Raw genomic sequence first — 25,728 nt, 5'->3', positions numbered from 1 at the left:
ATGGAGGTGGTGATCCGCCCTGACGCGGACGACGCCGGCCGCACGGTCGCCGGGATCGTCCACCACGCGCTGGCCGAGGGCGTGAGAACGCTGGGACTGGCTACCGGCTCGTCACCTCTCGGGGTCTACCGGGACCTGGCACGCCGCCATCGTCACGAGGGCCTCAGCTTCAGAGGCGTCGACGCCTTCCTGCTCGACGAGTACGTCGGGCTCCCGGCCACCCATCCGCAGTCCTTCGCTCAGGTGATTCGGCGCGAGCTGGCTGACCATGTCGACCTCGACCCCGCGCGGTTCCACCTGCCCTCCGGCACGGCGCCCGACCCTGCCGCGGAAGCACGCCGCTACGAGCGCTGCCTCACCGATTCAGGGCCCCTCGGGCTGCAGATCCTCGGGATCGGGCGCAACGGCCACATCGGGTTCAACGAGCCGGGTTCCTCCCTCGCCTCGCGTACTCGGCTCAAGACCCTCACCGACGACACCCGACGCGACAACGCACGCTTCTTCGGCAGCATCGACGACGTGCCCCGCCATGTCATCACTCAAGGGCTCGCAACGATCGGCGAGGCGTCCCACCTCGTGCTGATCGCCGCAGGCCCGCACAAGGCCCGCGCGGTGGCCGCCGCCGTCGAAGGCCCTGTCACCGCCTCCTGTCCTGCCTCGGTCCTGCAGCTGCACCCCCACACCACCGTCGTGGTGGACGAACTCGCCGCCTCCCAGCTGGAACAACGGGCGTACTACCGCTCCATTGCCCGCCACAAACCCGCCGGACAGAGGTACTGATGACACGCCCCGCACATGTGGTCGCCGTCGATCTCGGCGGCACCACCATCAAGGCAGCCCGTTACGACGCCCACGGGACCGCTGAGGAAACCCTGCGGCTGCCCACACCCTCCTCGAAAGGGCCGGACGCCGTCCTCGCCGCGGTCGTGCACGTGGCCACCGCCCTCGTCCGCCCTGGCGTCCGGGCCGTCGGCCTCTGCGCTCCCGGGCTGATCGACACCGACGCCGGGATCGTCCGCTACGCCGCCAATCTCGGCCTGCGCGACACGCCCCTCGCGGCAGCGGTCGTCGACGCCGTGCACCTCCCCGTCACCCTCGAGCACGATGTGAGGGCCGCCTGCCTGGCGGAGCGACAGCTCGGGCTCGGCGCCGGCGTGAACAACCTGCTCGTCGTCGTACTCGGCACCGGACTGGCAGCAGGCATCGTCAGCGACGGCCGGCTCATACGCGGCGCGACCGGCATCGCCGGAGAGTTCGGCCACATCCCCGTGCATGCCGACGGCGAGCTGTGCGCCTGCGGCCAGCGCGGATGCGTCGAGGCCTACGCCGCAGCCGGCGCCCTGGTCCGCCGCTACCGCCGCACCGGCAACACCGCGGACACCGCCGCCGACATCACGCGACGCCTGGACACCGAACCGGCCGCCGCTCGCATCTGGGCCGAGGCGACAGACGCCCTCGGGAGAGCACTGGTCACCTCGACCCTCCTGCTCGACCACGAACGCATCGTTCTGGCGGGCGGAATGGCAGCGGCCGGAGACCGCCTCACGGCCCCGGTCCGCCGGAGCCTGCAACAGGGACTGGCCTGGCGCACCGCACCAGCTGTGGAGGTCTCTCCCCTCGGAGCGGACGCCGGGCTCCTCGGAGCGGCCCTGCACGCCCTGACCGCCACGGGCGCTGCCGCACGCCGCGGAGGCGTCTCCCCGATTGCCCCAGCCCAGGTGCAGACACCTCGCACAGCCTGACCGCTCCCGTGCGGCGGCGGCCACCCGGCAACCGCCGCACGGACACAACGGAGGAAGAAGCAGGTGACCATATGGCCCCGAGGACGACGCCACAGACCACCCCGCCGACTGTGCCCACAACTGGACGACAGCCGGCTCGCCCGCACCTTGGCGCACCTGGAGGCCCAGGTTGCTGCCCAGGGCGACAACCTTGCGGAATCCAACGACCGCGGCGCCCTCACGTACCCCATCGAGCAGGTACTGCGTGACCCGGGAGACGACTGGGACAGGCGCATGCACCGCCTGCTCGTGCTCAGCACCATCCCCGAAGCACCCGTCCTCGCCCACCAGTGGCGCAGCCGGGACCCTGCCGGCGCCGACGCCCTGCTCCTCCAGGTCTTTGCCGACATCCACCGCTCCCGCACCATCGGCACCGCCCTCCACATCGACGCCGCCATGCGTCTGTGCCGGCACGCCGCGGCGCTCGCGCCCCCGGACCCCGCACCCTGGATCGCCATGCTCAGCTGCCACCGCATGCAGCGGGCACCCGCCGCGGCGGTCCAGCCCGTCTGGGACGCCGTCAGGGAACGCGACCGCTGGAACCGGGAAGCCCACCGCCAGATGCTGCGCTACGTTTCCCCGGAGGAATGCGGATCCAGCGCCCTGACCGTGCAGTTCCTCGACTCCGTCACCATCGCCGCACCCGCCGGCTCACCCGTGGCGGCGCTCAGTCTCACCCACTCCCTGGCCCGGTACCGCAGAGCCCTGACGGCCGGCGGGATCGAAGCGCTGACCGCGCACCGGCACTGGAACCAGCCACACGAACGCGCCCTCGTCGACCAAGCCCTCGCGACCTGGCCGCAGCCCGGCTTCCTCACCCACGCAGCAGCACTCGCCGACCTCAACCTCCTGGCCTACGTATTGGCGAAAGCCAGGCGCCTGCCCGACGCATGGCCGGTCTTCGAGGCGATGTCCGCAGTGGCCACCGCCTGGCCCTGGGAACTCGACGGCGATCCACTGCAGCAGGTCCAGGAGTCGCATCAGCGGGCGTTCCGGGCGAGGAGCCGGCAGACCAGCCGCTGACACTGTGATCCCTCGCGCGTGCACTCCCCGGGGGCCGGAAATTCCCCTTCCGACCCGATTGACAACCTCATCACCCCAGGGTCAATCTGGTCATATCTGGTTATTACCAGTGGCCGGGAAGAGCTTCTCGGCGCACCGCGGAACACGCGAGGTTGCCATGACTGCCCAAGCACTCCCTGAGCCGACCGGGCCGGTCCAACTGCTCGAGGCGGACCTCGGCGCCACGGCCCCTGTCTCCGGTCAGCTCCATCGCCCAGGACCCCGGCCCGGCACGGGCGACAAGGAAGACAGGCATCTGGTCCTGGTGAGCGCCGGTGCCGAGGACGTCGGCCGGATCCGCCACCTCGCCCACGACTTTCTCGCGCGCCTGCACGTCTCGCCACCGGTACGCGAGGACGCGCTGCTCATCATTTCCGAACTCGTCACCAACGCCGTCGTCCACGCCCTCCCGCCGGCAGCACTACGGGTCCAGTGCACGCGATGCAGCGTCCTTCGCATCGAAGTCACCGACGGCGGCCCGCAACCCGACCGGTCGTCGCACACCGACCCGCAGGAGGAACACGGCCGCGGGATGCACATCGTTGCCGCCCTCGCCACTCGGCACGGCAGTGTCACGCACGAAAAGGGCGCTACGCGATGGGCGGAGCTGAGTCCTTGACGACAGGCCTGCCGGCCCCGTAGTCCCGTGTGCGCCAGACACCGCTGTTCGGCGCCTGCGCGGCCACCACAGCGGCAGGCACGGGACGCGAGTGAGCAGCCGAGCGTGGGAGCGAGCAGGTCAGGAGCGTGCCGCGCTGTCCGGAACAGCGCAGCCGTCGCGTTCGCCGGCCCTGTGCATACGCCCGCATGCTGTCGGCGTACCGGTCAATGTGCCGCCGGGTACCTCCCCAGCGCTCGGGCGGGAAGGGGGGCCGGCGGAAGGCCGTTCTGGCGCCGGCGAAAAGCGAACTCGATCCGTGTCAGACGGTGAGAACGATTTTGCCGCGTGTGTGGCCCATTTCCCAGTGACGGATGGCGTCGGGGGCCGCGCTGAGGGGGTAGGTCCGGTCGATGACCGGTGTGATGCTGCCGGCTTCTATGAACTCGGCCAGGGACCGGAGGGTGTCCTCCTTGGGCTCGCTCACAAACGGTGCGCGCAGGTTCTGACCCACGAACGGCGACAGAGCCAGTGCCCCGAGGGCGCGGTGCAGGCCGCCGAGCCATCGCCCTCCCCCTTCGCCTCCGACGATGACGAGGGTTCCTCGAGGAGTGAGGGCCCGTCGGAGGTGGGACAGCGGTCGGTTGCCCGCGGTGTCGAGGATGAGGTCGTAGCGACGGCCGTCGGCGGCGAAGTCGTCACGGGTGTAGTCGATGACGTGGTCCGCGCCGAGGGAGCGGACCATGTCGGTCTTGCCGGTGCTGCAGACGCCGGTGACCTCCGCTTCGAACACAGCCTTGGCCAGCTGTACGGCGTACGTCCCCACGCCTCCGCCCGCGCCGATGACCAGGACTCGCTGCCCACGCTGTATCCGCCCTTGCTCACGAAGCGAGTGGAGGGCGGTGAAGGCGGAGATGGGCACGGCCGCAGCCTGCTCGAAAGTGGACCCCGGCGGTTTCACCGCCAATCTGTCTTCGGGGGCGCACGCGTACTCCGCGAACGAGCCTTCGCAGGTGCCGAAGACCTCGTCGCCGGGCTTGAACCGGGTCACGTTCCTGCCGACCGCCTCGACGTTCCCCGCTACGTCCCAGCCGCGCACCCGGAGCCTGGGCGTGCGCAGCCCGAAGCCCATGAGGCGAATGGGGTACGGCAGGCCCGTCATGAGGTGCCAGACGCTCGGATCGACCCCGGCCGCGCGCACTCGTACGAGGACGTCGTCATCGCCGGCCACGGGCTTGTCGATGTCCTTGAGTTGCAGGACGTCGGCCGGACCGTAGACCTCCTGGACGATTGCCTTCATGCTCTGTCTCCTTCTTCTTCGTCCACGTACTGGAAAACGTCGTCGAGCGGAACCTTGAACACGCGGGCGATCTGGAAGGCCATCTCCAAAGAGGGCGAGTAGCGGCCCTTTTCGATGGCGATGACGGTCTGCCGGGTCACGCCGATCCGGTCGGCCAGTTCCGCCTGCGTCATCTCACCGTGCGCGAAGCGGAGTGCCCGGATCGAGTTGGTGACCCTGGTCGGTTCCCTCACCAAGGCTGAAAACCCCAGCGGTAGGCGGCGATCTTTGCCGCGCAACCGAGGATCGCCGAGAGGGTGAACCCGGCGTAGAGCACGTTGGCGATCCAGAACTGGTCCATCTCGGCCAGCGCCATAACCAGGGCCGCCACCCCGCCGAGGACGACGAACGACTGGCCTGTGTACTCACCGAACCGGTGGATCTCCCGGTCGCGTTGGTCTCTTCTGTTCGCGCCCTTGGGCGCGCCGATCGAGACGGTGACGCTGAGCACGATCGATGCCGCGATCGAGATGCCCACGGCCCACAGCAGCGGCGATGCGTAAGGCACCTCGGCCACAGGGGTGTCAGCGGCTCGAACCAGGAGGACGGCGAGGTAGGCCGCGTACGTAGCGACTGCGAGGACCGCGATGATCCACGCGCGCTTCTCTTCGTGTGTCACACCAGGAATGTAAAGCAGACCGGACAGCATGTAAAGGATTCTTGACATCCTGGGCCGTGGGCGGCCTGCCGATCGAGGCGACTTCACCACGGGTCGGCACGCAGGAAGCCCCCTTCGGATCACCCGTGCTTCCCGAGCCGAGGCCGCTCCACGCTCCCTGCGTGCCTCAGGATTCGGCGAAAGCCCCGCCGGAAGGGGGCAGGTTGGGATCACGGCAGAAATGCGCAGCGCGCCGGCGGGAGCGTACGGAGAGAAAGTCAGCGGGCTGAGTCAGCGCACCGACAGCGTCTGGTCGAGCCAGTCGAAGACGACCTCGCAGTGCTGCTGCGGCGCCATCGGGGAGCAGTGCAACTGCGCCCCGGTGGCCGCGGTGAGTTTCACGTACTCCTTGGGCGAGGTCAGGTTGTCGAACAACTCGCGCGGCTGACCGGGGTAGAACTGCTCGAAGTCGTAGTCGAGGACCAGCGTGGGCGCCTTGATGCGGCCCACGACGTTCTTGATCGTCAGGGCCTCGACGCGCTTGGCCGGGGTGTAGAAGTCGGTGAACATCTTGCCCTCGCGGGCACCGAGCATCGCTTGGACGGAAAAGGGCTCGAAGCGCTTCTTCAACGTCGCCGCAGCGTCGGCAGGCAGTTCGGGGACGACCTCCTTGTTCCAGATGTTGTTGGTCTCCTCCTTGTTCGGCTGGAGGATCTCCCGCATCTCGGAGGGGAAGCCGAGCCAGGGCGCCACGCAGCCGGGCATCGCCACCAGTGCGGCGATCCGGCTCTCGAAGGCCGCGGCGCGGGGGGCCAGGTCGCCGCCCATGCTCAGGCCGGTGAGGGCGATGCGTTCGGGGTCCACGTCCGGGCGGGCCACCAGCCAGTCGACGAGCGGCGTGACCACCTTCTCCCAGGTCGGTGTGAAAACCACCCGGTCCACGAAGAGAAGCTGCCCCTGGCCGGGGCCCTCGTAGACGAGCGCGTTCCAGCCGCGCTCCAGCGCGGCCTGGACTCCGTAGGTCCACATGTCGACGTTCTGGCCGTCGCTGCCGTTGGTGAGGATCACGGTGGGGCGCCGGGCGGTGGACTCGTCCGGCCGGAAGAACCACACCGGCAGTGGGGTCTTCTCGTACGGGACGTTCGCCTTCACGGCTGCCGGGTCGCAGAGGCCGCAGAACTTGTCCCAGGCGCCTCGCCCGGCCTTGTACAGCCGCTCCTCGCTGCCGGGATCGTCGGAGCCGAGGACGAAGAACAGCGCCTGGGCGTAGTACTGCGCGGCGCGCAGCGCACGCAAGCGCGTGGTCTGCTCGTCGGGCTCGGCGCCCTCGGGCGCCTCCATCAGCCGGTCGCCGAGCTTCCTGAACGTCTCGACGTACGTCTGGGCGGAGAGGCCGGCCTTGTTGATCGAGTTCACCGCGGTGAGCACCTCGCCCACCTCGGCGGATCCCTGACCGGAAGCGCCGAGGGCGAGCAGCCCGCTGAAGTTGTACGCCGGGTCCTTGAACAGGGTCATCACGCCCGGCGTGGGCCCGCCGGCGGGTGCGGTGCCCGTCGCCGTCGGGCTGGGGGTGGGCGCGTTCGCGGGCCTCGCGTCGGACGGCGTGCAGCCGGCGGCCAACGCGGCCCCGGTCCCGGCGACGAGTCCGGCAAGTGCGGTGCGACGGGTGGGGCCGGATGCGCGATCCCCTGATGCGTACGTCATACCGACCGAACGTACGAGCCGCGCCCACAGCTCCAATGCCGCGACACCCGCCGTTCCCTCGAACGGCGGGTGTCGCGGCATGCGTCGATCAGACCCGCAGGCCCATGGACCCTCAGCCCAGCCCCGACTTCACCGCGCAGGCGAGGAGCCCGGCCACCGCGCGCGCCTGGTCAACCTCCGCCGCCTCGATCATCACGCGCGCCCGCGGCTCCGTACCGGAGGGGCGCAGCAGCACACGGCCCGTGGCACTGAGCTCCTGGTCCCCCTCGGCGACGGCCGTCTGCAGCTCCGCCGAGGTGGACACCCGCGACTTGTCCACGTCGCGAACGTTGATCAGGACCTGCGGAAGACGGTCCATCACCGCCGCCGGCTCCGCCGGCGAACCGCCCGGTCGAGTTGTCCAGGTGGTCGCCGGTACCGCCCAGCATTCGGGCCAGCATGTGCCCACGAGCCTGATTGTGCTTGGTGTCGATTGCTTTCAGGCCCCTCGGCTGGGACATGGGTCGCCTCAGCGGCACCGTGGCCATCACCCGAAGTTTCGTGTGATCGTGCTGGAGGCGGAGTTCGAGGCAGCCAGGAGCGAACGGCCAGCTTGTCGTACCCAGTTACCACGGCCCGGTGCTTCTTGAGGCGATTGAACCGCGCTCGACAGCGTGGCGCTCTGCGGTAGTCGTCGCAGTCGGACTTGCGCTAGGTCCGCCTTGGGAGCCGAGCTTCAGCAGACCTGGCACCCGTCCGCAAACAGATCTTGCCGAGAGCCCGAGCCGCCACCCTACCCGCTGCCGAACAACCCACCCGACCCCCAACGACCGGCACAGGGCTGCCTCCGAGACCCCGGTCGCCGGCATCCGCGACGCCAGTGCACCAGCGGGTTGAGTGGTGTGCCCACCCCCTGACACGTGGGCCACTTACGTAAAGTGCGGACCTTCATCGGCCTGTTCTTTTGGAGTTGGCCGGCGGCCCTCCGCAAAAATCCTTGAGCGATGACGTGAGCAATGGTCAGCATCGGCGTCGACGACGGCCACGACTCCCTCAAATTTTCGTCTCTCTCCGTAATTTAGCATGAGCGCAACGCAACCGACATGGCGCGAAGTCCTCTTGAGTTCACCCGGAGACGGCAAAAGACTGCTGCGGAGGCAAGGCCGCGCTTGCGTCCCAGACCCGCGGCCCAGCAGTCAAGATCGCCTTGTGAGGAGACCATCGATGCCCGATGCCAGCCGTCGAGACGCCGTACACTCGATCACGATGACCGACGGCACCGCCACCCGGACCCGGGAAGCGGCCCCGGTCGACCTGGCGCCGGTCCAGGAACTGCACCGCCGTTGTTCGCTGAACAGCCGAGCGCTGCGATACCACGCGGGCAAGGCCGGGCTGTCGCCTGCCGAATGGCGGCAGTTGTCCAACCCTGAGCGCGGCACCACGTTGGTGACCACGCCGACCGAGCGTACGGGCCACATCATCGCCATGACCAACGTCATGCGGACCGATCAGCAAGGGGTGGGGGAGCTCGCGATCCTGGTCGAGGACGCGTGGCAGGCCAAGGGGCTCGGCACCGCGCTGGCCGAGCATGCGGCGACCGTTGCCCGCCGCGAGGGACACCACACGCTGGCCGCCACGGTGGCTGCCAGCAACAAGCCGATGCTCCATGTCCTGGAGAAACTGGACGCGACGCCGGTCGACGCCTGCGGGCCCGTGCTCGACCTCCGGATCCCGCTCTAGTGGCTTGTCACACAGCCTGGGCCGGGTAATCAACGGTGTCAGTGACCGCGGCTGTCGTTCCCCGTCATGGGGTTCTCGCGGTCATTCATCGTGGCGCGAGCCAGCCGGCCGCTGACGGAGTTGGCGGCGATACGGGCGTCGGACCGTGTGCCGTTGTGGTCGGCGCGCGACGGCGAGTGGCAGACCCTGCAAGCGTGCCCCATCGTGGATCCGGACCCTTCGATCACCGGCGAGACGCACGCTTCTGTCCCGGTCTCAAAAAGGAGCAGGGGACGCCCCAAGACGATCAGTGACGAGGTGCGCGAGCACATCTGTCTGATCGCCCGGACGTCCCCCTCCGACTGGAAGATCACCGCGTTCTCCACCTGGAGCCTCAGCAAGCTCGCCGACCACTCATCAAACACAGGGTGACCGCGGCCATCAGCCGGGAGACGCTGCGCCGGATCCTGCGCGAAGGCAAGGTCTCCTGGCAGACCACCACTACCTGGAAGGCGTCCACCGACCCGGAGTTCATCGCCAAGATGCACCGCGTCCTGGCCTGAACGACGCTACGCCCGCCGACGGGCGGGTGATATGTGTTGATGAGTTCGGGCCGCTGAACCTGATGCCCGCAAGGGCAAGGCGTGGGGGCCGGTGAGGCGTCCGCGCCGACTGCGGGCTACCTACAACCGCACAAGTGGCGTGAGGCATATGCTCGCCGCCCTCGATCTGGCCACCGGCAAGCTGTACTACCCCATCCGCCCTCGCAAGCGCTGGCGCGAGTTCCTCGTCCGCCTCAAGGCTCTGCGTGCCCGCTGGACCGGGGAGAAGCTGTATGTGGTGCCGGACAACTTCTCCCCGCCCAAACACACACGCGTCCGCGCCTGGACGGCCGACCACCAAGTCGAGCTGGTCTTCCTGCCGACCCAAAGTGCCTCGCCTGGAGCTCCTGCGCTTCCTCCGCCGAGTCCAGGAGCAGCAGCTGGCGCAGACCGACCGGTGGATCGCCGAGGACGAGCGGCGCGTTGCGGCCGCTGCCCGGGCCGAGCGAAGGCTGCAGCCGAAGGATCCCGGCTTCGCGATCCCCCACGGCATCGGTCAGGACACCGACCTTCGAGGTCCACGTCGGAGACTGCCGCATCGCGAGGTGGACGAAGCCTGTGCCCGCGATCGAGGCACGCCGGCTGCCCACCGAGAACGTGGAGGCGTGCCAGGTCTGTCGACCCGACTCCGAGCCTGGGATGTTGGATCAGGGCGCCAGGACAACGCAGCCTGATACTTCATGTGGTCGACAATGAGCGCATGGACGTCCCTGAGCTGCTCGAATCAGCTTCCCTGCTGGTCCCGGAAGAGACCGCCACCGAGAACGACATCACGGTGCGAGACATCTGGGACTACCTCGTCCACGACGAGTGGGAGATCGCCCTGGGCTTGCTGGAGGAACTTGGGGACGCTGGCTCGCTCCCCATGGCGTTTTGGGAGAAGCTCGCCAAAGCGGCTGAGCAGCTCCGGCTGGAGCGGAGCGCGGCTTGGTGCCATTGGCGGTGCTCCGAGATCCGCAACGGCGTGATCCGGGCGGATCTGACGCTCCGTCCTGCCGCCGAGGCGCGGCGCACGACGCCAATGTCCGGCGCCGGTGTTCTGCGACCCATGTGGGACATCGGACACCTCTCACCCACCGGTGAACGTGCGGTCAGCATCGCCGCGCTCTGGGTTGAGAACATGCCCATTCTCGAGCCCGGCGGCCGAGCCACGGTTCGCCTCATGCCCCTCACTCCCTCTCATTGGACGCACGTCCAGCCCGGCCAGCAGATCACCATGCACGAGGACCGAACCGTGGCCGGCACCGCAGTCATCCTGGAGGTTCACCACCCTGCCACCGCCAAGCCCGCGGGGTGACATGACTGGCTCACAGCCCTCCTGCCGGTGCACGTGTCTCCGTACTTGGTGGAGCAGTCACAGGAGCACGCCGACACCGGCTGAAGAACCGGCTCGCCGCCATCGAACACGACACCAACGCCGCTTGAACAATCCGGGAGCTCAGTCCGCTGCCCAGGACTCAGCACGCCAGCCCGGCAGTCCTTTGTCCAGCCACCTCTCGACGGTCCGCCGCCAAGGGTCGGTGGCGTCACTGTCGACGACATCGGCCCAGGTGTCTTCAGCGAGGACCGGATCGACGACGAGGCTGTCGAGGTAGGTATCGAAGTCGTGAGCGACTTGGGTGAAGACCCCCTTTGACAGGTATCCAAGGTGAGGGATGCCTTGCACGAAGGCATGGAGCTGGCCATGTGTGGCCGGGTTCAGGTCCAGGAACAGGGTGTCGCTCCCGCCGTTGCGAGCGATCGGGAGAAGCCCGGCCGGCGAGACCTCATGGGCGAGCCACGCATCACGGCTGCGGCGATACTCACCCAACAGGGTGCCCCAGCCGTATTCACCGTCTCCGTCACGGCCAAGCTGGTAGAGGTCGTCGAAACTCTGGAACTGCTCCGGGTCACACGCCGGCAATCGGACTGAGTACGTGAGGCTCTGCCCGCCCGCTGCCTCCAGGAACAAGCAGTAGGAGGACGGCAGTGGCAGGCCGATCTCGCGTTCGAGACGCTCAAGCTCACCGACGTCGAACGACCTGAACGGCCCCACGACCAGGCGGCCCCGATACCAGCGCGACAGCTCCTCAGACACGACCAGATTGTCGCACTCCGAGGCATGTCGAAATCCTCCAAGTCCCCGCTCCACTGGACCTCGAGCTGAGCACGGTCACCTGTACCTGCCTGAGCACATCGACGAGTACGCGGACACCCAGGGACACGAGAAGGGAGCCGCCCGATGACGACTTACCGCGCCTGCCTCCAGTTCCGGGCTGGCGGCCCATCCGTCACCGGGAACTGGGCCGAGGAGCCCAAGGGCATCCGCCGGAACGGACGTCCCCTCGCCACCGCGGCCTGATGCGCGGCATGCCACCCTCACCTGCTGGCTATCAGTCTGACAAAGGCAGCATGCCCGCAGTGACGAAGAACGTGACGGCGTAGGCAAAGCGACCTGCGCGCACGGCATCGTCGAACTGGGCCACGAACCGTCCGCGTCCACGGGGGTGAGGTAGCCTCGGGCCTGCGGCTGTGTGTGCCCAGGTGCGCAGGCCCATGACATTGTCGGCCGCCGACGGGTCGCGCACGACCATAGTCCGGGCTTCCATCATGATGTCGTGGATGCCGCGGGCCGCGAGCAATCCGGCGTACCAGTGGGCCAGCGAGCCGTTGCGCAGGCCCACGTCGGCCCTGAAGCGCAGCACCCGGCGGGCGAGCTCCAGGTCGTCAATGTCGAGTACCTGGTGTCGTAGTCCGGGTCTGCCAAGGCGACCCGGCTGCCGGGGCGGACCACCCGCAGCAACTCATCCAGCACCCGGGCCGGTTCAACGACGTGCTGCAGCGCGCGCTGAGACCAGGGCCGGCGAGTGATGTATGGCCGGCGCCACCGGTATGGCACGTGTGGGCCGGCCGGGCACGGCGGTGCCGTTGCCGGTGGTGGCGGTGGTCGGCCCGGACCAGTAGTTGACCAGGTTCGGCACGTGATCTCGGTCGGATCGTCCATTCCGGTGCCGAACTGCGTCGAGACCACCTGCACGGTCCAGGTCGCGTTCGCCGCGGCCCTCTCGCCCCCGCGAGTACCCGGTCGGAAGCGCCTCGTCCTCCGGCCGGCCGCAGCCGTGCCCCGCCCCGCAGCCCGGCGGACACCGCCGGCCGATCCCGTATGGGTCAAACTCCCCTGATCATGGCCGGCCGACGGACGACGGCACTGCGCCGCGGCGGGCCGATCGCAGACCGTGCGGTGGCCGGTGCGGAATTGGCCCACGGTATCGAGACCAGAATGGCCTGGTCGGCGGGCAATATCGCACCGTAGAGTCTTGATCATGACCGAGGGAACATCCAGGATATCCATGACCGCCGTGCCCGACCAGGTGCTGCTGACCCGGTGTGCGGAAGCCGAGACCTGCGCCGATCCGAGCAGTGTGATGACCCTGCTGGGCGAGTCGGCCGGCGGCGCCGGCGGTGGTTTCACCAGCTACCGTTCGACCTTCGCCGAGGGGGCGGCGGGGGCGCCGGCCCACTTCCACACCTCGGCGACGGAGCTGTTCTTCGTGATCAGCGGATCCCTCCGGGTCCTGGTGGGGGAGGAGGTCACCGTGCTGAACGCGGGGGACTTCCTGGCAGTTCCGCCGTACACTCCGCACGCCTTCGCCGCGGCCCCCGGCGCCGAGGCGGACGTCCTGTTCGTGTTCACCCCCGGCATGGGACGGTTCGACTACCTGCGCCTGCTGAGCCGGGTGATGCGCGGCGAGGCCGACCCCAAGGAGATCGCCGAGTCCTCGGAACGCTTCGACAACCACTACGTCGACAGCCCCGTCTGGCGCGCCTCCCTGGAGTCCTCAGCATGATCGATTCCATGGCCCACGTCCGCGTGGCCCGGCCTTCTCGCGACCTGGCCGCCGCAGAGCGTTTCTACGTGGACGGCCTCGGCCTCGACGTGCTGTGGCGGACCACCGAGCGGGTCCCGGGTGAGCACGATCTGCTGATGGTCGGCCCGCCCGGCGCCTCCTGGCACTTCGAGCTGACCCACGACCCCGAACAGCCGCTGGAACCCACCCCGACCGTCGACGATCTGTTCGTGGTCTACCTGGGCACCCCCGTGGACGAGGCACTGACCGACCGCCTGGTCGCCGCCGGAGGACGCCGGGTTCCCGCCCACAACCCGTACTGGGACGAGCACGGAGTCACCGTCGTCGACCCCGACGGCTACCGCCTCGTCCTGTGCTCCCGCACCTGGGGCTAGAAACCGTCCAGGCGCCGGCGCCCACTTCGCCTCCTGCACATCTCCTCGCCACGCCGGCCGAAGCGACGCCGTGCGGCTTGCGGGAATCGGGCGATGCGTTTCCCAGGTGACGGCACCTGTGAAACAGCCGGGCGCGCGATGCCTGCCCTGCAACGATCGCGTTTCATGCGCGAAGACCCTCAACGTCCCGACCCCGCCCGCGGGCGTCATCCGGCTGGCACCGCGGCGCACCCCGGGGCCTACAGCCCGGCTATGGCAGGGGGACGCTGGGGGCGACTTCCGCGGCTCCGCCCAGGCGGATGAGCGGGCCCGACGGGCTGTGCCGGGTGGTGGCGGTGATCGTGGCCGGCCTGCCCAATGCGTCACCCATGTCGACGGTGATGTGCGTGATGTTCTGACCAGCCAGGTGGGCTGCGAGACAGGCAGTGCTATTGGCGTTGGCGATGTCTTCCATGACGCCGATCGACGGGGCGAACATGCGAGCCGCGAGGCGGCCGACGGGTGTCGGCATGGAGTAGACGTAGCAGCCAAGGAAATTGAGACGGTCGCAGGCGGCACGGAGCCGTTCGTGGTCCGGGGCGAGGGTGGCGAGTGCGGACTGCGTAGCCACGGGGACCAGCATCCGCGATCGCCCCAGGGAGGCGACGCGGGCACCGGGAGCGAGAGTGCCGGAGGGGACGCCGAGTGCGGGCAGGACGAGGTCGCGCTCGATCGCTGTAGGCTCGCGCAGGTCGACGGGACCAGGGTCGAAGGAAGCGTGGATGTACTTCTTCTCGCGTATGGCCCAGCCGGTGAAGATACCCCCCGCCGCATGGAGGGTGGGTCGGTAGGGCACCCGTCCGGCGCGCTGGGCGAGGTAGGCCAGTGCGGCAATGGTCCCGTGGCCGCACGCGGGCAGTTCTCCCTCGGCGGTGAAGAAGCGAAGGGAAGCCGCGGGTCGGCCGGGGCGGTTGACGTGCATCGATACGAAGACTGCGTGGGAGGTGCCCATGACAGTCGGCACACGACGGCGCTCGTGATCGCTCATCGGCGCCTCGTCCATCACTGCGGTGGGGCTGCCGCCTCTGCCGTCGCGCATACACGCGCGGACGATCGTCACGGGCTTACCGCGGCCGCTCATGAGCGCTGACAGTCGATGCGGTCGAGTGGCTCCTTGCCCTGATCTGCTTGCGGATCGTTCGCCTGTACTGCGAATCCGCGTCCGTCCGTGCCCGTCACGAGCTCGGCGGTCTCTTCGAGGGTCGCGCCGCGGTCCATCTCCAAGCGCGGCCTGCGTGTGGTGGGACCGTCAAATGCACCGTCGCTCCCGTCCGCGCGCACCTCGCCCCACCGCCACCCGTTCTCGTGCTCGTTAACCGTCGGCATGAACCCGCAGTGACCCGCAGTCCCGCAGGCCGTCACGGGGACACCGGGATCGCCGGGGAACGGCGCGGCCCATGGTTCGTCGTCCAGGAGGAGCGCGTTGGCCAGGTAGCCGATGGTCCGGTACCAACCGGTCAGCACAAGGAACTCCAGTATCTGCGCGTCCCCGTAGTGGTCACGCACCGCACCCCATGCGCCGGTCGACAGCCGGGCGCTGTCGTGCAATTCATCGACGGCGCGCAACAGTGCCGCCTGCCGCGGCGTCCAGGCGGCGTTGGCCGTGGGATCGTCGTCCGCGGTCGCGCGCATGTGCTCCGGCGTGAGCCCGGCCGGCTCGGCGAAGACGGCCGCGTGTACGCCCCATTCATACGCACACCCGGCGCGAGCAGTCACTCGTGCGATGACGGTCTCGCGGTCGGCATCGGACAGCAGTCCATGCCCCAGCAGCCCGGAACCGACCGCGAACATGCGGGACGCCAGCTCCGGATGTCGGTGCAGCACCCGGAACAGCGCTATCGGCTCGTGCGCGACACCAGGCGGCATCCAACGCCGCAGCGCCCGGTCGACTGGGTCTGAGTACGGCGGTTCTAGCGGCTCGATGCGCGGCATGCGTCCTCCCTCGTACACCATCCCACCGATGCTTCGATTTCCGAATCACTATGATGGTTCGAGAACAGAAGCGCAAGGGAGATCGCATGGCGACGGCCGGAGCCCCCAAACCAGGTGCACCCGTACGCGGATCCGACTCGGGCCGCCCCGTCATGGCTGCCCTCGACTTGCTCGGCCGCCGCTGGGCGATGCGTATTCTCTGGGAGCTGAGCCTCGCCCCCGCCGGCTTCCGCGAACTACAGCGCCGTTGCGAGCGTATGTCCTCCAGCGTCCTCACCACGCGCCTCGCCGAACTCGTCGACGCCCGCCTGCTCGCCCCCCACGACGACGGCTACCGACTCACCCCCGTGGGTGCCGACCTGGTTGAAGCCCTTCGCCCGCTGACCGCCTGGAGCCGCCGCTGGGCCGCCGACGTCGCAGCGGCCTCCAAACACGACTGAGCCCGGATGGGTTTGGGGTCCCCCGTATCGACGACAGGCCGCTCGCAAGCCGTGACCGTGCCGCCGGGCCGGTATCGACGGCACGGTCGTCTTCGAGACGCATGGGGCGATCGCCAGGTGATGGCCCGCCTAACGATCGAGGAGAAGGTCCCGCTCCAATGTGTCACTGCCCGATGCCGCCCACGGCTTCTCCAGAGGATGGCGGCTGGAACTGGACCGGGCTGATGCTCGCGACAGGGCTGTCACAAGGTTCCAAGATCGCTTGACCTTGCCTCAGAGCGAAGGACCAGAGTGTCTCCATGGATCGAACAGCGGGTGGTGTGAGTGCTCGCTTCCGGACACGAAGTGGGGAGTTCGAGTGACCGAGACCTGTGTCATTCTCGACATCGGCGGCGTGCTGGAGATCACTTCAGACACGGGATGGGTGCAGCGGTGGGAAGAGCGGCTGGAACTGCCGCTGGGTACTGTGAACGAGCGGATGCGGGACGTGTGGCGTGCTGGAAGCGTCGGGAGCATCGGCGAACGAGAGGTGCAGGCCCAAGTGGCAGCACGCTTGGGTCTCGACGCGCCCCAGGCAGAAGCCTTCATGGCTGATCTGTGGGCGGAATACCTGGGTACACCGAACGAGGAACTCATCGCCTACGTGCAAGGGCTGCGGGGAAAGTGCAGGCTGGGCATCCTGAGCAACAGCTTCGTCGGTGCCCGGGAGCGGGAGACGGCGCTGTACCACTTCGACGAACTGGTCGAGCAGATCGTCTACTCGCACGAGATCGGCATCGAGAAGCCTGACCTGCAAGCCTTCGAGGCCGCATGCGCCAGCCTGGACGTACGTCCGGAGAACTGTCTCTTCGTCGACGATGTCGCAGTCAACGTTGAGGCCGCCCAGGCGGCAGGCATGCAGGCTCATCTGTTCGAAGACAACGCCCGCACCATCACCCGCATAACAGCTCATCTGGAATCAGGGCACTTGGTCCCAGGGAGGGTCCCGCTCGGATGACGTCGGCCTGGCCAGCCTTCAGTGGCTGCTCATGCAGGAACATCACCGTCGCCGACGATGGCCCGGCCTCAACGCGGATGCGACACCCGCGACCAGACGCTCGTGAGTTGACTGCGATCAGCGTTGACTCCACTGCTTCAAGGTCGATCCAGGCGGTGTTGCGGATCTGCTTGGTGCGACCGCCGGCGGCGAGCCGCCGAGTGGTACGCCGAGTCGTGTGGATCACGACGTACAAGGCGGTCAGCAGGGTGTCCAGCTCGTTTCCAGGGCAACCGTGGACACCCTGCCCCGTGCTCGTACGGCGCGGCGTGCCTATTTCCGGCGTGCGGCACCCTCCTGAGCGATGTGCCGTTCGTAGAAGACATTGCGCTCCAGGGCGCGCCGACCGGGATGGCGCCGTTCTTCCGCCGGGTAGCCGACCGACACGACCAGGGCGATGGCCAGGTCGTCCCGGTCAGCGATCCCGATCACCTTCTTGACCTTGGCCTCGTCCCAGCCGTTCATTGGCGATGTTGCCAAGCCCATCTCCGTTGCAGCCAGCATCAGGAAGGCGGCTGCGATCATGGCGTCCTTCACCGCGTATTCGCGAAGCAGACCACGCTGGTCGAGGTCTTCCTGGAACGCCGTCGAGGCGGCGGAGCACATGGCGATGAACTCCTCGTTCCAGGCGCCGTTGCGGCGTGCCTGGTCGTAGACGTCGCTGTGGTCCTCACGCCAGGACTGCGGTTCGGCAACGAAGACGAGGACCACCGGCGCTTCCCGCGGCTGGGGTTGGCCTCCGGTGGCCCAGGCCATTCCGTCGCGGCCCTCGTCGCGGGTGACCACGACGATCGACCGGTCTTGCAAGTTCCAGCTGGTGGGTGCCTCGACCGCGAGTTCGAGCAGTGAGGTGAGGGCGGCCTCGGGGATGGGGTCGGGCCGGTAGTGGCGCACGGTGCGGCGGGTGCGGATCGCGTCCGCGACGGAAAGCGTGTGGTTCGTCATGCCACTAACAATCAGAGAGTCACTCTCTATTGGGAAGAGGGCACTAATTGGTGCGCTACTCTCCAGGCATGAAGACTGTGGTGGATTCCTCCGGCCTGCCGGCCGACGCCTACTCCGCAAAGTGTCCGACCCGCCAGGTCCTCGACCACATCGCCGGCAAATGGACGATCTTGGTCGTCGACGCCCTCCTCGAAGGAACGCTGCGCTACACCGACTTGAGCCGGCGTATCGAAGGCGTCTCGCAGAAGATGCTCACCCAGACGCTGCGCAACCTTGAGGCCGACGGCTTCATCACCCGCACGGTGTACCCGACCATCCCGCCCAAGGTCGAGTACGACCTGACGACGCTCGGCCGCAGCCTCGCCGAGCCGATCACCGCACTCCGGCAATGGACGGAAACCCATATCAACGAGATCGAGCGGGCTCGGGCTCGCGTCACCGCACAACCCCCGGCATCGTGACTCACTGCGCCAGTGGCAACAGGTGGTGACGCAATGGGAAAGCCCTGCCGTGGGCAGCCTGTCCGTGCCTGAGATCACTCCTCTTCAGACATAGGACTGATCCTCTGGTCAGCACAGACAGCGCCCACCAGGTCGTCGGCTTGCTCGCTGTGGCCGATGCTCGCCCGCGAGCACCCCCTGGGGCGCGTCTGACAAATTCGTCCACCGACTGGTGGCCACAGGGCCCCGCCCACGGCCCCGTCACCACCGTCACCTGATCACTTTCGTCCCTCGTACAACTCCCGAGTCGCCGTCGGGAACCGGGTGAGCGCGTCCGGCAGCGGGTCGATGCGCTACTTCGACGACCTGGAGGCCGTCTACGAGGAGGGCGAGCAGGCGCTGGCCGCGTTCCTCCCCGAGATCGAGCAGTCCCCGCTCGCCGGCCACCTCACCGAGGCCGAGCAGACGGCCGCGGACAAGGACGAATTCATCGCGGTGCGGACGTGCACCCTGGGGGCGGCCGGGTCCTGACCGCCACCGACCTTCCGGAGGGGGGTGATCACCCTGGAGCAGCCGGCAGCCACCTCCGCCTGACGGAGGTCTCCCCGGGGGCCCGGAGGCGGGACGGGGCTCTCGCCTCCAGGCGGTCGCGCTCGATGTGGCGGAACCCCTGGTGCTGTTGCAGGCGCGGCGGCGCAACCGGGAGGGACTGACAGCGTCCGCCGCCCGCCAGGCCCGAGTCGTTTCAACGCCCATCGGGCGACAGCCGATGCGGCACTCGGGCCGCCGCCTTCATCCTTCGTCGACGAGCACCGGGCCCTGACGGAGGCGAACGAACGCTGTGACGGCAGGAGGCCTCAGAGGGTGGCGATGTCCACGCTGATGTCGCCGTCGACGCGGACGGTGACGTCGAGGTCCGCCGCGAGGACGAGGCGCTTCTTGAGCGTGGCTTCGATCCTGGATTCGATCTCAGCGGCGATGGCAGCCTCGAGTGCGGCCTCGGCCTCTACCTTCGCGTTGGTGACGACGGCCAGCCGGATGTCGACGCTGCCGCCCAGGCCGGCCCGCGCAATGGCACCGACCGTGACGTCCACGTCGAGGTTCTTCTCGAGAACGGCTTCCACGTCAGCCGCGATGGCTGCTTCGAGTGATGTGACGACCCGCTGCTGGGCCGAAGCCGAGGCAGGCGACGCGATGGCCGCGGCCGGGGCGGTGGAGGACGCGCCCAGGGTGAGGGCGAGAGCGGCGAGGGGGACGACTGAGGCTGTGAAGGCGTTACGGCCAATGAGTGACATGCTGTGAACCTTTCGTGAGCGAGGAGCGCCATGTGTGCCTGCCGGTCGGACAGACCGGCCTATGGATTCCCCCACTTACGGCTTTCGCCACCCGTTATGGCATGAATACCCCGATTAGGGCGAACATGGCGCACGCCTGAACAGGCCCAAGGCCCAAGGTCCGAGCGGCCTGAACGGCAGGACCGGCCAGCCGCGTTCGTCGGCGGCCGCCCTCGATGTCGCCGAAGACGCCGTGCTGTTGCAGGCGCTGGGGGAGGGACCTGGAGGAGCCGGCCGCCTCGGCCGGGCGTATGCGAGACGCGGGGACAACCTGTGTCGAACCGCGGGTGCCGGACTCGTGGCCTGGTCTTCCACCTTGGCCGGAGCTCCACGAGGTGGACAGGCGTAGGACCGGGCGTGACCCGCCGTATAGAAGACGGGACGAGACTGACGTTCCAGAAGTGCGGACCGCACCGTTCAGCGTGACGGCGGAACAATTGGGGACTCGCACCGGACGATTACGCAAGTGGGGCGGCGAGAAGAGGACCCCCGGGCTGGGTGGGCTTCCCTTGGCCGAGTGACCTTTCGGGCACGGGACGCCTGGGACCGGCGATCTCCAGCGTCAGGTGGCGGCAGCTCGGTGGTGGCCGCCGATGTGGAGAGTGACGTCGAATGGCTGGGACGGGTCACGTACCTCACGTTTCAGTCGCCCTTTGAGCAACCGGCGCGCGGTGATCCGTTGAACCCGGTAACCGGCGACCCACCGTTGAGCCGGCAAGTGAGCGAGGTTCGCACATGCCCAGCACCCTTCCGCACAGCGCCCGGCGCTGCCACATGGCCGCGGGCCGCCTCCCAGCAGGCCGACCTCCCTTTCAGCTACTCGCGCACTGAATGGTCGATTCCATGGACTACTGCGTTCCTTGCCGCCGCCCTCTCAACGACACCGTGACGTGCCCGGAGTGCGGGGCGTACGACATGGGCATGGCACTGCCGGGTGAGTCGGGTGACGGCGCTCCGGCGGTCGATACGGCGGCGGTGGAGGCCCTCTTCAGCGCCGGACCGGGCCCCGTCGAATCCCCCGAGCCTCCCCCGGCGATCTCCACTGCCCGGAAAGGGGCTGCCCAGACCGCGGCCGCCTCGGTCCCGACTTCCCCGGCCGAGGCGCCCGAGGCGCGGCATCGTCACGGCGCGCCGCGCTGGAAGAAGTACGGTGCCCGGACTCTCGCCGCGGCCGCGTTCACCGTGCTGGGCGGCCTCGCCGCTGGCGCGGTGCTTCGCGAGCCGCCGGCCGGGCCCCAATCCGCGGACCTCCCTTACGCACCACCGACCCCGGAGCAGGCGTCCCCGTCCCCCGAGGCACCCCAGGGGCACGCCGGCGCACCGCGACGGGCCTCACGCCCACCGGAACGTGCGCTCACGCACCCCACCAGAGGAATCGGCCGGGACCGCGACAGCGAGGTCATCCGCCCCCCACGCGCGAAGGTCACGCAACCGGAATCACCGACTCCCCTGGCTCCTCCCGCCATCACCGCTCCGCCGTCCGAGAAGCCCGCCCCGGCCCCCCGCCCGCCCAGCGGTCGCCCCAGCCCCTCGTCCATCCCGACGGCACCGTCCACTCCGGTCCCCACACCGAGTCCGAGCCCGAGCGGCAGTACCGGCACCCCACCCACAGCCGGCCCCACGACGAGCCCCACGGTCCGGTCGCTGGCTGATGCGCTGCGCGGTGGTACGGGTCTGCTGCTGCGGGGGCGGTAACGGGCGGACGGGCCGGGACCCTGTATCCCAACAATCACGTGGTGGACACGAGATCATCCTTCCCCAGCGCCTCCGCCCGGCTCCGCCGGGGGGCGAACCGCGTCAGTGGCTCTGGCGAGGTGGAAAAAGGGCTCAATGGTCACCTCCGAACGTCAGTCAAGGCCCTGACACTCCCGCCTGCCCGGCCGGTGAGGGCAGCCGCCGTGAGCACCAGCGATCACTACCAGGCTTCACCTCGCCGACCTGGGCGGTACAGGCATGCGTCGTTATTTCGGGTGAACTGTGAAGCGTATTTTTAGACAAGGCCACTGCACCCGCTACTTTCCTTACCGTCCTGCTTGCCTCAAGGAGTTCAGGCTCGGCTGTCTGCGTTGGACGCGATCCGGGGGTTTTCAGTTGCGTGGGGTGGTGGAATGCGGCGATCATGGCGGTTTGCCTCAGGCCAAGCTGCGCAGTGGTTGGCTGTTTGTATCAGGAGTTGGACAGGCTGTCTGCGTCGGCTCCGCGGCCGCTGTAGCCGTAGGAAGCGAGTGGTTTGCTCGACTGGCGCTACTCGTGGCCGATATGGGGGTGCCTGCTGCCCACGCTGTGGCGGCTCTCTCGCTCCTGGCACGTGCCCGATCGACTGTGGGGCGGGTGCGGCTCCGCCTGTTGCTGCTCGGAGTGTCGACGGGTGCAGCCGGTGTGCATGAACTTGTACTACGTCAGCTCGAACCGGATCCAGCGATTCAACTGGTCGCCGTAGCCGGGATCGCCATCGCGCTCGGTGTGGGGGTAGCCGCACTGGTCGTCGCAGCCGGCGACGGCGCTGCGAAACTGCTGTGGCTGCGGCGGCTGCTGGACGGATGGATGATCGCGGGATCGTTGTTCACGCTCAGCTGGGTACTTCTCTTGCATCGTGCCGATCTGGGTAATGACGTGCTGGGATCGCTGTCCGATCTGGGTCGCGTAGTTGCGGACATCCTTGTCCTCGGCCTGTTGGTGATCATGTACTGCGCCATGCCGCGAGGGGAGCGCACAGCCGTCATTCTTGCGGCAGTCGGTCTCGCACTCTTTGCGGTGAGCGACATGCTCCGCATCTTTTCTACCGAGCCGGTTCTCTGGTCTGGTATTCCCTTCACGGAGACCTGCGCGATGACCGGGATGTGCCTCATCGCCACAGCACCGTGGATGCCCGGCGGTGCCAGCGCCTTGAGTGTCGACCGGCAAGAGATGCCCGTGATGGGAGTGGTGGCGGCTTTCGTACCCGTAGTTGTCTGTGTTGCCGCCGTGGCGGCGCACGTCATGGCCGGTGGCCGCCTCGACTATGTCCTGCTCGGCGTCGGTGGTTCCGTTCTCTTGGCACTGAATGCCCGTCACGGTCTCGCGCACGCGGACCACTTGGCGCTCACCAGGGAGACTGCCGCACGTGAGGATCACTACCGGACGCTCGTCGACGGCTCAAGTGACGTGATTGCCATCGCCGGGGAGAACGGAGTCCTGCTCTACATCAGTCCGGCGGTACAACACGTCTTCGGTTACCGGCCCGCGAGCCTACTCGGCACCCATCTGCCACTGCTCATCCACCCCAACGACTTGCCGCCCATGCGGAGGTCCATCGGACAGCTGCGATGGGAAGGTGAGCTCATCAACCAGAGCCCCAGACGACGTGTGTCCTGTCGGATCCGCGCAGCCGACGGACAATGGCGTCACATCGAGGCAACGGTCAGCCACCATGCCAGAAAATTGATCGTCAACTGCCGTGATGTGAGCGAGCAAGTTGCGCTCCAGGCGCAGCTTGAGCAGCTGGCATTCCACGACGCGCTGACCGGCCTGCCCAATCGTGTCCTGTTCGCCGACAGGGTCCAGCACGCCCTGCACAAGCGGTCGGCCGACAGTGCCCCGCCGGCGGTGCTCTTCCTGGACCTGGATGGATTCAAAGCAATCAATGACTCGGCCGGTCATGCGGCAGGCGATGAACTCCTCATCCGGGCTGCGCGACGGCTACAGGCATCAGTAGGGGCGGGCGGTACCGTTGCCCGGCTGGGCGGGGACGAATTCGCCGTACTGCTGGAGGGGGAGGCAGAGGCATGCATGGCCCGGGCATGTGAAGTGGCCGAGCGGGTACTGTCCGCATTGAGATTTCCCTGCCATATGGGTAACAACGATGCCGTCGTTTCGGCTTCGATCGGGATCGCTGTCGCCACCCCAGGGATCACGCCTGCTGGCCTGATGCGCAACGCGGACCTCGCGATGTACAGGGCTAAGGCGGCAGGCAAGGGGCGCATACAGGTCCATCTGCCACGGGACGCAAATGGCGGAGAGTCGGGACTCGTCTTGCACCGGGGATGCGCCGGCGCTCTCCCTGGTGCAGAGGACCGCAGAGGGCAGTGTTGAAGGTTGAAAGCGGTGGGAAATCGCGTCAGTTGGTTGTGTCGACGTCAGGGAGTATCAGGTGCTCCCTAATTGCTGCGAACCCCTCCAGCGCTTGCGCCAACTGTTCCTCCGTGTGCACCGCGGTATAGCTGCTTCTCAACCGGGGCGACGCGGCAGGAGGCAGCACCGGATTCACATATACACCATGCTGCATCAGGCGGTTCCACGCTGTGAGAGTGCACTGTTCGTTCACCGTGTCGATGGGTACTATGGGTGTTTGGTCACCGGTGCGATAACCGAGCCCCGCAAGCCCTTTACGCATGAAATCCGCTTTTGAGAGAACGGCTTCGCAGCGCCATGGCTCCTCCTGGAGGATCCTCAAGGACTCCAGGGCTGCTGCAGCGTCGGCCGGACTCAAGCTGGCGGAGAACATCAGACCACGTGCGTTGTGGCGCAAATACTCGATCACGTCCTCGTCGCCGAGGATTGCGCCCCCGGAGGATCCAAGAGCCTTGGAGAAGGTCAGCGTGATGAGCGGCACGTGCTCGACAAGCCCGTAATGGGCGCACGATCCCATTCCCTTGGCCAACACGCCGGCACCATGAGCGTCATCAACCAGCAGAGTGGCTTCGTACCGCTGGCAGACCCGCACGAAGTCGGGTAACAAGCAAAGGTCCCCCTCCATGCTGTAGACACCGTCGACCACAACCAACCGTCCGGCAGCCTCAGGGACTTGCTCGAGCTTGCGAGCCAAGTCCTGTGCGTTGTTGTGAGCGAACCACCGTATCCTTGCACGGCTTAGCCGAGCAGCATCCACCAGGGAGGCGTGGGCCTGGTTGTCAATGAGTACATAGTCGCGTGGCCCGCAAAGGCCTGCAACAGCCGCCAGGTTGGTTTGATACCCAGTGCCCAGTACTAGTGCAGCTGGCTTGCCGAAAAACTCAGCGAGCTCCTTCTCCAGCTGGGCATGCAGGTCGAGGCTGCCGTTCAGTAGCCGGGACCCCGTACAGCCTGCGCCGTACCTGCGTGTCGCATCGGCCCCGGCGGCGCATATACGAGGGTCGATGCTCAGTCCAAGGTAGTCGTTGGACCCGCACATGATCACCTCGCGGCCGTTCGAAAGTCGGGCCATGCCCGGACTGCGCCCAGTGAACTCGAGGTGGAAGGGGTACAACCCGCTCTCTTTGAGGTCCCGGGAACGGCTGTACATGGTGCATCTCTCAATGACGCTCATTAATGCCCTTTCCTGACGATCACGGCGCGCTGAGTGAGCGTACCGATGCAGGCTACGTGGTGATCGCACCGCACTTCACTGGCTCGAAAGTGTTCCATCTGTTAATGCAGACACACAATAGGGGTCATGCAATGTGGTCACATTCGGTCAACTTCTTCGCTATTACCGTCAGATACGGGATGCGTGATCGGCCTGCTCTGGCCGCGCCCTGAGGAACGTTCTCAAAAGACCGCCGTCGAACTCGGCCCGGCCGGCAAGCTCTGGACCACCCGGTCCACCACTTGCCGCCCGGATGCCGGCCGACGAGCTGACCCCTCGCGCTGGCCTTCCGGATCCACCAACGTGTCCGAGCGCGAGCTGCCTCTGACCCAGCGTCTCGCCGAACTGGACGGCGCACGTGTGTGCCTGTGTACCGGTCCGGACTCCGTCCGTGACCTTCGCCGTGGTGACCGGGCAGCGGCGCGACGGTGAGTGGGACATTGGCTGAGTTCACCGCTGAAGTGGCTCAGGGGGAGCTTCCGTAGTGGTCGTCACGAACCGCCGCGGGAGCTCTCGCTCATCCGCCATGACGTCGGCAGAGTGCTCGCCACCGGCGAGGCGTACGCCCGCCCCGCCCACCACAAGGTGGGCACCAAACCCGACGCGCCGTATGAACCGGCAGTTCAGGACGCCTG

The 25,728-nt window shown here is 67.8% G+C and carries 26 protein-coding genes and 2 pseudogenes; 16 read left to right on the top strand and 12 right to left on the bottom strand.

Going from position 1 to position 25,728, the window contains the following annotated elements; translation table 11 throughout:
- The 4 genes from nagB (at nt 1) to AB0K02_RS22985 (ending at nt 3,462) form a co-directional block, all read left to right on the top strand.
- Nucleotides 1-780 carry a glucosamine-6-phosphate deaminase gene (gene nagB / locus AB0K02_RS23000; protein ID WP_365994371.1) on the top strand — a complete coding sequence of 260 codons (780 nt, stop codon included), beginning with the start codon at nt 1-3 and terminating at the stop codon, nt 778-780.
- Nucleotides 780-1,742, top strand: a complete 963-nt coding sequence (locus AB0K02_RS22995) for an ROK family protein (RefSeq protein WP_365994370.1) — start codon at nt 780-782, stop codon at nt 1,740-1,742. The genes nagB and AB0K02_RS22995 overlap by 1 nt, the downstream gene beginning before the upstream one ends.
- Before the next feature lie 63 nt (nt 1,743-1,805).
- A complete protein-coding gene (locus AB0K02_RS22990; RefSeq protein WP_365994369.1) occupies nt 1,806-2,804 on the top strand; it encodes a hypothetical protein in 999 nt (332 codons plus the stop codon).
- A 157-nt stretch (nt 2,805-2,961) separates the two neighbouring features.
- Nucleotides 2,962-3,462: an ATP-binding protein gene (locus tag AB0K02_RS22985; RefSeq protein ID WP_365994368.1), complete on the top strand. Its 501-nt coding sequence runs from the start codon at nt 2,962-2,964 to the stop codon at nt 3,460-3,462.
- Nucleotides 3,463-3,763: 301 nt separating this feature from the next.
- Here the strand turns inward: AB0K02_RS22985 and AB0K02_RS22980 are convergent, their stop codons facing one another.
- The 5 genes and pseudogenes from AB0K02_RS22980 to AB0K02_RS22960 form a co-directional block, all read right to left on the bottom strand.
- Nucleotides 3,764-4,741 carry an NAD(P)-dependent alcohol dehydrogenase gene (locus tag AB0K02_RS22980; RefSeq protein ID WP_365994367.1) on the bottom strand — a complete coding sequence of 326 codons (978 nt, stop codon included), beginning with the start codon at nt 4,739-4,741 and terminating at the stop codon, nt 3,764-3,766.
- Nucleotides 4,738-4,944 carry a helix-turn-helix transcriptional regulator gene (locus AB0K02_RS22975; protein ID WP_365994439.1) on the bottom strand — a complete coding sequence of 69 codons (207 nt, stop codon included), beginning with the start codon at nt 4,942-4,944 and terminating at the stop codon, nt 4,738-4,740. Before AB0K02_RS22975 ends, AB0K02_RS22980 begins: the two co-directional genes overlap by 4 nt.
- 26 nt (nt 4,945-4,970) lie before the next feature.
- Entirely contained in the window at nt 4,971-5,429 is a 459-nt protein-coding gene (locus tag AB0K02_RS22970) for a hypothetical protein (RefSeq protein WP_365994366.1), read from the bottom strand.
- A gap of 240 nt (nt 5,430-5,669) precedes the next feature.
- Nucleotides 5,670-7,082, bottom strand: a complete 1,413-nt coding sequence (locus AB0K02_RS22965) for an acyl-CoA thioester hydrolase/BAAT C-terminal domain-containing protein (RefSeq protein ID WP_365994365.1) — start codon at nt 7,080-7,082, stop codon at nt 5,670-5,672.
- Between the two features lie 112 nt (nt 7,083-7,194).
- A pseudogene (locus AB0K02_RS22960) lies at nt 7,195-7,455 on the bottom strand (phosphoglucosamine mutase); the annotation flags it as partial.
- A gap of 872 nt (nt 7,456-8,327) precedes the next feature.
- Here AB0K02_RS22960 and AB0K02_RS22955 point away from each other — a divergent pair.
- The 5 genes from AB0K02_RS22955 (at nt 8,328) to AB0K02_RS22935 (ending at nt 10,679) form a co-directional block, all read left to right on the top strand.
- On the top strand, nt 8,328-8,801 hold the full coding sequence (locus AB0K02_RS22955; protein ID WP_365994364.1) for a GNAT family N-acetyltransferase: 474 nt from the start codon (nt 8,328-8,330) through the stop codon (nt 8,799-8,801).
- 90 nt (nt 8,802-8,891) lie between these two features.
- On the top strand, nt 8,892-9,212 hold the full coding sequence (locus AB0K02_RS22950) for a helix-turn-helix domain-containing protein (RefSeq protein ID WP_365994363.1): 321 nt from the start codon (nt 8,892-8,894) through the stop codon (nt 9,210-9,212).
- On the top strand, nt 9,209-9,343 hold the full coding sequence (locus tag AB0K02_RS22945) for a hypothetical protein (protein WP_365994362.1): 135 nt from the start codon (nt 9,209-9,211) through the stop codon (nt 9,341-9,343). Before AB0K02_RS22950 ends, AB0K02_RS22945 begins: the two co-directional genes overlap by 4 nt.
- Before the next feature lie 81 nt (nt 9,344-9,424).
- A complete protein-coding gene (locus tag AB0K02_RS22940) occupies nt 9,425-10,078 on the top strand; it encodes a DUF6233 domain-containing protein (RefSeq protein ID WP_365994361.1) in 654 nt (217 codons plus the stop codon).
- 4 nt (nt 10,079-10,082) lie between these two features.
- Nucleotides 10,083-10,679 (top strand): hypothetical protein, encoded by a 597-nt coding sequence (locus tag AB0K02_RS22935; RefSeq protein ID WP_365994360.1) that lies wholly within the window; start codon nt 10,083-10,085, stop codon nt 10,677-10,679.
- A 141-nt stretch (nt 10,680-10,820) separates the two neighbouring features.
- Here the strand turns inward: AB0K02_RS22935 and AB0K02_RS22930 are convergent, their stop codons facing one another.
- Together AB0K02_RS22930 and AB0K02_RS22925 are read right to left on the bottom strand one after the other, a co-directional pair.
- Nucleotides 10,821-11,459, bottom strand: a complete 639-nt coding sequence (locus tag AB0K02_RS22930; protein WP_365994359.1) for an SMI1/KNR4 family protein — start codon at nt 11,457-11,459, stop codon at nt 10,821-10,823.
- 295 nt (nt 11,460-11,754) lie between these two features.
- Nucleotides 11,755-12,066, bottom strand: a complete 312-nt coding sequence (locus AB0K02_RS22925; RefSeq protein WP_365994358.1) for a hypothetical protein — start codon at nt 12,064-12,066, stop codon at nt 11,755-11,757.
- A gap of 618 nt (nt 12,067-12,684) precedes the next feature.
- Between AB0K02_RS22925 and AB0K02_RS22920 the strand changes: the two genes are divergently transcribed.
- Together AB0K02_RS22920 and AB0K02_RS22915 are read left to right on the top strand one after the other, a co-directional pair.
- Nucleotides 12,685-13,209 carry a cupin domain-containing protein gene (locus AB0K02_RS22920; RefSeq protein ID WP_365994357.1) on the top strand — a complete coding sequence of 175 codons (525 nt, stop codon included), beginning with the start codon at nt 12,685-12,687 and terminating at the stop codon, nt 13,207-13,209.
- Nucleotides 13,206-13,604: a VOC family protein gene (locus AB0K02_RS22915; RefSeq protein ID WP_365994356.1), complete on the top strand. Its 399-nt coding sequence runs from the start codon at nt 13,206-13,208 to the stop codon at nt 13,602-13,604. The genes AB0K02_RS22920 and AB0K02_RS22915 overlap by 4 nt, the downstream gene beginning before the upstream one ends.
- A 250-nt stretch (nt 13,605-13,854) precedes the next feature.
- Here the strand turns inward: AB0K02_RS22915 and AB0K02_RS22910 are convergent, their stop codons facing one another.
- Both AB0K02_RS22910 and AB0K02_RS22905 read right to left on the bottom strand, forming a co-directional pair.
- Complete coding sequence (locus AB0K02_RS22910) at nt 13,855-14,682, bottom strand: PhzF family phenazine biosynthesis isomerase (RefSeq protein ID WP_365994355.1); 828 nt, start codon at nt 14,680-14,682, stop codon at nt 13,855-13,857.
- 341 nt (nt 14,683-15,023) lie between these two features.
- Nucleotides 15,024-15,575, bottom strand: a pseudogene (locus AB0K02_RS22905) (carboxymuconolactone decarboxylase family protein); the annotation flags it as partial.
- A gap of 86 nt (nt 15,576-15,661) precedes the next feature.
- Here AB0K02_RS22905 and AB0K02_RS22900 point away from each other — a divergent pair.
- Together AB0K02_RS22900 and AB0K02_RS22895 are read left to right on the top strand one after the other, a co-directional pair.
- Nucleotides 15,662-16,015 (top strand): helix-turn-helix domain-containing protein, encoded by a 354-nt coding sequence (locus AB0K02_RS22900; protein WP_365994354.1) that lies wholly within the window; start codon nt 15,662-15,664, stop codon nt 16,013-16,015.
- Between the two features lie 358 nt (nt 16,016-16,373).
- A complete protein-coding gene (locus tag AB0K02_RS22895) occupies nt 16,374-17,012 on the top strand; it encodes an HAD family phosphatase (RefSeq protein WP_365994353.1) in 639 nt (212 codons plus the stop codon).
- Nucleotides 17,013-17,324: 312 nt separating this feature from the next.
- On the opposite strand, the gene AB0K02_RS22890 is transcribed toward AB0K02_RS22895, so the two are convergent.
- Nucleotides 17,325-17,996: a nitroreductase family protein gene (locus AB0K02_RS22890; protein ID WP_365994352.1), complete on the bottom strand. Its 672-nt coding sequence runs from the start codon at nt 17,994-17,996 to the stop codon at nt 17,325-17,327.
- 68 nt (nt 17,997-18,064) lie between these two features.
- Between AB0K02_RS22890 and AB0K02_RS22885 the strand changes: the two genes are divergently transcribed.
- Together AB0K02_RS22885 and AB0K02_RS22880 are read left to right on the top strand one after the other, a co-directional pair.
- A complete protein-coding gene (locus AB0K02_RS22885) occupies nt 18,065-18,457 on the top strand; it encodes a helix-turn-helix domain-containing protein (protein WP_365994351.1) in 393 nt (130 codons plus the stop codon).
- 303 nt (nt 18,458-18,760) lie between these two features.
- Entirely contained in the window at nt 18,761-18,967 is a 207-nt protein-coding gene (locus AB0K02_RS22880; protein WP_365994350.1) for a hypothetical protein, read from the top strand.
- Between the two features lie 326 nt (nt 18,968-19,293).
- Here the strand turns inward: AB0K02_RS22880 and AB0K02_RS22875 are convergent, their stop codons facing one another.
- A complete protein-coding gene (locus AB0K02_RS22875; RefSeq protein WP_365994349.1) occupies nt 19,294-19,731 on the bottom strand; it encodes a hypothetical protein in 438 nt (145 codons plus the stop codon).
- A gap of 2,370 nt (nt 19,732-22,101) precedes the next feature.
- Between AB0K02_RS22875 and AB0K02_RS22870 the strand changes: the two genes are divergently transcribed.
- Nucleotides 22,102-23,841, top strand: coding sequence for a diguanylate cyclase (locus AB0K02_RS22870; protein WP_365994348.1), 1,740 nt, complete (start codon nt 22,102-22,104; stop codon nt 23,839-23,841).
- A 25-nt stretch (nt 23,842-23,866) separates the two neighbouring features.
- On the opposite strand, the gene AB0K02_RS22865 is transcribed toward AB0K02_RS22870, so the two are convergent.
- Nucleotides 23,867-25,054 carry a pyridoxal phosphate-dependent aminotransferase family protein gene (locus AB0K02_RS22865; RefSeq protein ID WP_365994347.1) on the bottom strand — a complete coding sequence of 396 codons (1,188 nt, stop codon included), beginning with the start codon at nt 25,052-25,054 and terminating at the stop codon, nt 23,867-23,869.
- Between the last annotated feature and the right edge of the window lie 674 nt (nt 25,055-25,728).

Source organism: Streptomyces sp. NPDC049597 (assembly GCF_040675505.1).
Classification (GTDB): Bacteria; Actinomycetota; Actinomycetes; order Streptomycetales; family Streptomycetaceae; genus Streptomyces.
The sequence above is the reverse complement of the archived record's forward strand: the minus strand, read 5'-3'. Positions and strand labels throughout refer to the sequence as shown.